Origin of the sequence: Endozoicomonas sp., from assembly GCF_051008435.1 — a bacterium.
Classification (GTDB): domain Bacteria; phylum Pseudomonadota; class Gammaproteobacteria; order Pseudomonadales; family Endozoicomonadaceae; genus Endozoicomonas_A.
In genome coordinates this window covers 1-3,908 of record NZ_JBPCXO010000309.1, presented here as the reverse complement: position 1 = coordinate 3,908, position 3,908 = coordinate 1, and the positions used below count along the sequence as shown (strand labels likewise).

The 3,908-nt window shown below is 48.1% G+C and carries 5 protein-coding genes; 4 read left to right on the top strand and 1 reads right to left on the bottom strand.

Annotated elements, in window-relative coordinates; all coding sequences use genetic code 11:
* Positions 1–358 precede the first annotated feature (358 nt).
* The gene (locus ACR2PX_RS15675; protein WP_434000291.1) at positions 359–877 is read left to right on the top strand and encodes a transposase; all 519 of its coding nucleotides are present in this window, start codon (positions 359–361) and stop codon (positions 875–877) included.
* A 137-nt stretch (positions 878–1,014) separates the two neighbouring features.
* Here ACR2PX_RS15675 and ACR2PX_RS15670 read toward each other — a convergent pair whose 3' ends face one another.
* Positions 1,015–1,815 (bottom strand): carbon-nitrogen hydrolase family protein, encoded by an 801-nt coding sequence (locus ACR2PX_RS15670; RefSeq protein WP_434000290.1) that lies wholly within the window; start codon positions 1,813–1,815, stop codon positions 1,015–1,017.
* Positions 1,816–1,872: 57 nt separating this feature from the next.
* Here ACR2PX_RS15670 and ACR2PX_RS15665 point away from each other — a divergent pair, with 57 nt between their 5' ends.
* The 3 genes from ACR2PX_RS15665 (at position 1,873) to ACR2PX_RS15655 (ending at position 3,582) form a co-directional block, all read left to right on the top strand.
* Entirely contained in the window at positions 1,873–2,022 is a 150-nt protein-coding gene (locus tag ACR2PX_RS15665; RefSeq protein ID WP_434000292.1) for a hypothetical protein, read from the top strand.
* Positions 1,977–2,618, top strand: coding sequence for a class I SAM-dependent methyltransferase (locus ACR2PX_RS15660; RefSeq protein WP_434000289.1), 642 nt, complete (start codon positions 1,977–1,979; stop codon positions 2,616–2,618). Before ACR2PX_RS15665 ends, ACR2PX_RS15660 begins: the two co-directional genes overlap by 46 nt.
* Before the next feature lie 157 nt (positions 2,619–2,775).
* Positions 2,776–3,582, top strand: coding sequence for an NRDE family protein (locus ACR2PX_RS15655; RefSeq protein WP_434000288.1), 807 nt, complete (start codon positions 2,776–2,778; stop codon positions 3,580–3,582).
* Positions 3,583–3,908 lie beyond the last annotated feature (326 nt).

The window sequence follows — 3,908 nt, the reverse complement described above, 5'->3', positions numbered from 1 at the left end:
TGCCCAAAATGTGGTTCTCGCAGTTTCTGTAAACTCCACAGGAAAGCCGAGTACCAGTGTAACCTCTGCCATCATCAAACTTCACTTATGAGCGAGTTCCGTTTTTGCTTGTTCTACTGCCAATATTGCAGTGTTTCGACAATTTTCAACTGTTTAAAAATCAGGAAGAATGAAAAAACAGATGTATATTCTTAAATCTGCTTTCTCTGTGTCATAACGTATGATTAGTGGTAAACAGGAAGCAGCTTGACAGTAAGGCATTGCCCCCCTCAAAGTCAGCAGACACTGACAAACCCGTAAAAAAAAACGGAAATCCCGAAGTGCTCCTGAGTTCGATGTCCGGTCACAGCTTAATCGGGTGGCAGGTGTTGATCTGACAGATATTGACGGTATTGATAAAAGTGCAGCACTAAAAATTCTATCAGAAGTCGGTTTAGATATGGAACGCTGGCCTTCTGCCAAACATTTTGCTTCTTGGCTTGGACTTTGCCCTGGTACCAAAATATCCGGCGGGAAGGTATTGAACCGCAAAACCAAGCGTATACCCAGTGCGGCGGCGATGGCCTTTCGGATGGCCGCTTTTACTCTGATGAATTCAAAAAGTGCGCTGGGTGCTTATTGCCGAAGAATGAGAAGCAAACTGGGCTCGCCAAAGGCAATAACAGCTACAGCGCATAAGCTGGCTCGACTGGTTTACAGTATGCTCAAGCACGGAAGCAGATACGTTGATGAAGGTCAAGATTACTATGAGCGACAATATCAGGACAGGGTGATGAAAGGCCTGCAGAAAAAAGCAAAAAACATGGGTTTTATGCTAGTGCCCGCAGGGGCTGTCAGCGAAAGCCAGCATACTGAAAACTGTGCTGGCATCGGGTAGTTACTCGGAAGGCGATGGGTATAGAACTCGTCGAAGATGAAATACTGGTTGTACTGCCAAAAATATCTATTCCCTTGCTTGGCATAATGACGCCCTGTCATTCGCTATTGGTTATTGCAAGTATAGGAACAGCGCTTTCACAGCACTCGATGATCAAAGCTGGGCATCTGCTGCCTGATTTCCCTGAGCGCTTTTATATCCAGCTCAGCCATCAGAACACAGGGATCGGTATCCGCTTCAGCCAGAACCTCGCCCCAGGGCGAAATAATCATACTGTGGCCCCAGGTCTCTCTCTGGTTGGGATGGGTCCCCCCCTGATTCGGTGCCAGCACATACGACTGGTTTTCAATCGCTCGAGCTCTTAATAATGGTTCCCAATGTGCCTGTCCAGTTACCCTCGTAAATGCTGAAGGTACCGTAATAATTTCAGCTTCCTTTGCTCTCAGCTGGCGATAGAGTTCTGGAAAACGAACGTCGTAACAGATGGTCAGCCCGGTTTTGGCGAATTCCATATCCACCACACTGAGATCAGTTCCTGCAGAATAATCGTCAGACTCCCGATAACGGCGTGTACCGTCGGATACATCAGCATTAAACAGATGAATCTTGTCATAGCGAGCCACTTCATTGCCTTCAGGGTCGAAAACAAAACAAGAAGCCCGGCTGTTCTCCCCTTCATTGATCACACAGGGAATAGAGCCACCCACCAGCCAGGCTTTGGATTGGCGCGCAGCCCGGGACATCCAGTTTCTGACCACACTGGTATTGTTGCCCAGAGCAGGAATATCACCTCCCATCTGGGCAAAGCATTCAGGCAGTACAATGATATCCGCTGAAGACGCCATGCCTGACAATAGATCATTGGCCTGATTTAGATTGGCTTGAACATCCGGTCCAGAGCACATTTGGACCACCGCAGCAGTCAGTGTTTTACTCATAGCAATTCCCCCTCTGCTATAGATTACCTTCCCCAGTTTAATAAGAAATGACACTAAATGGCATTTACCCACTATGAGTCCCAGCTGATTCGAGGCAGACAAGAACCCCGTCCATGGGCTATTCAGGAAGAAATTAAATCGCTCTGCCAACCTGACTTTCATTGCCTGGATCTTGGCTGTGGCACCCTATTCAGTGGCTGCCTTTAGTAACACAGGTCTACTCCCTTGTCGGATTGGAAATTAATGAAACCATGCTTGCCCAGGCACGTAAGAACATTTTTGACTCTGGCCATCAAAATGTCAGCTTATTGAAAGGACGCTCCTGCGACCTACCGTTTCCTGACGAAAGCTTTGATCTGGTCACCGCTATCATGGCCCCCAACGCGGTTGAAGAAGAAGCTTTCCGCGTCCTGAAACCCGGGGGATATTATCTTCTGGAGACGTCAACAGAAAAAGATCAGGCCAGCATCAAACGAGCTTTTGGAAGGGATGAAGATGGCTGGCGGGGGCAAAGCCTGAACCTGATTCCTCACTCCGTTTATATTCAGCGCTATAACCGAATCAGTCTGCTGACAGACCAATTCTCCATTCGTATGGGTCGTTGGAATACCTGGTATACCCCTCAAGCACTGGAATATTTTCTTGAGCAGGTGCCCATCATAAGACACTTTAACAACACTCGAGACAGGAAGAAGCTGGCATGCCTGATCGCGCAGCAAGATGAGCGGGGTGAAATCAAAACAGTCCAGGAGCGGATACTATTGGTGGCCAGTAAAGCAAAAAATAGATGTGATACCATCTGAATCAGAGTGAGCAAAATTTACGTATATCTTTTTACCAGAAATGTCGTTGTTTCTTCATCTGAAAACCGGTTAACGGTTCTCGCCTCACGACATTTTGGCTCACAGCTGTTAGTGCACTATCAGCAGCGTTGATAAAAACAAGAGATGGCCTCAAGTTATGTGTCTGATTTCCCTGTCCTGGCAACCGGATGCCCAATACCCACTGATTCTGGTCGCCAACCGTGATGAGTTTTATGAACGGCCCGCCAAAACAGTTCATTTTTGGGAAGACAACCCGGAAATTCTTGGTGGTCGGGATATGGAAGCCGGTGGCAGTTGGCTGGCCCTGAGCCGCAGAGGCCGAATTGCCGCCGTGACCAATTATCGAGAACTGCCCATACAGCCGGGAACACTTTCCCGGGGCCACCTGGTCAGTGACTTCTTGAGCAGTGACCTTTCACCCAAAGACTACCTGAGCCAGATTCACAGTGCAGCGGATCAATACTCCGGCTTTAATCTGCTGGTAGGCGACACCAGTGGACTGTATTACTACTCCAATCGAATGGGCAGTATTGTCTCCCTGAAACCAGGCTACCATGCCCTTAGCAATCATCTATTAAACAGCCCATGGCCCAAACTGGAAAAAGTTCGCCAGGGATTAACTCAGCATGTCGAACACCACCTGAAGCCCGAACCTGAAAATCTGATTGCCATGATGCACGATGGCTCAACAGCCCCCGATGACCAATTGCCGGAAACCGGAGTAGGTCAGGAACGGGAAAAGTTTTTATCCAGTTGTTTTATAGCCAGCGATCATTACGGAACCCGTAACACCAGCGTCTTGATTCTTGACAGAAAGGGCTCTCTCAGCTGGACAGAACAGATGTATCAACCTGGTGGAGAAACCGGACAAAAATTCCAGTTCTCAATGAAGTTCCCCGGGCAGTGGCACTCTTCAAGCAAACCGGTCAACCATTCCAAGTAACCGTGAACTCCAACAGCCATTTCATCATTCACGAAATGAAATGGCTTCACTGTTTTACCACTCAGGGAAATTCTGCTCTGAGCAGTCTGAACGTTGGTCAGCTTAAAAAATAACACCAAAACCACCAAAACCAACTAGGCTCTAGCCCGGATATTTCATAAACTGCCCCGAATCTCGCGCAGGCATTTGTCGCTCTAAGGGATTTTGCGAAGGAGTGCCGTACCGGGGAGTACGGTCGACTGAGTAAAACTCCCTTAGAGCGGTAATGGGCAAGTGAGAGCGGGAGCATGTTTATGAAATATCCGGGCTAGCCTTTATCACGACTG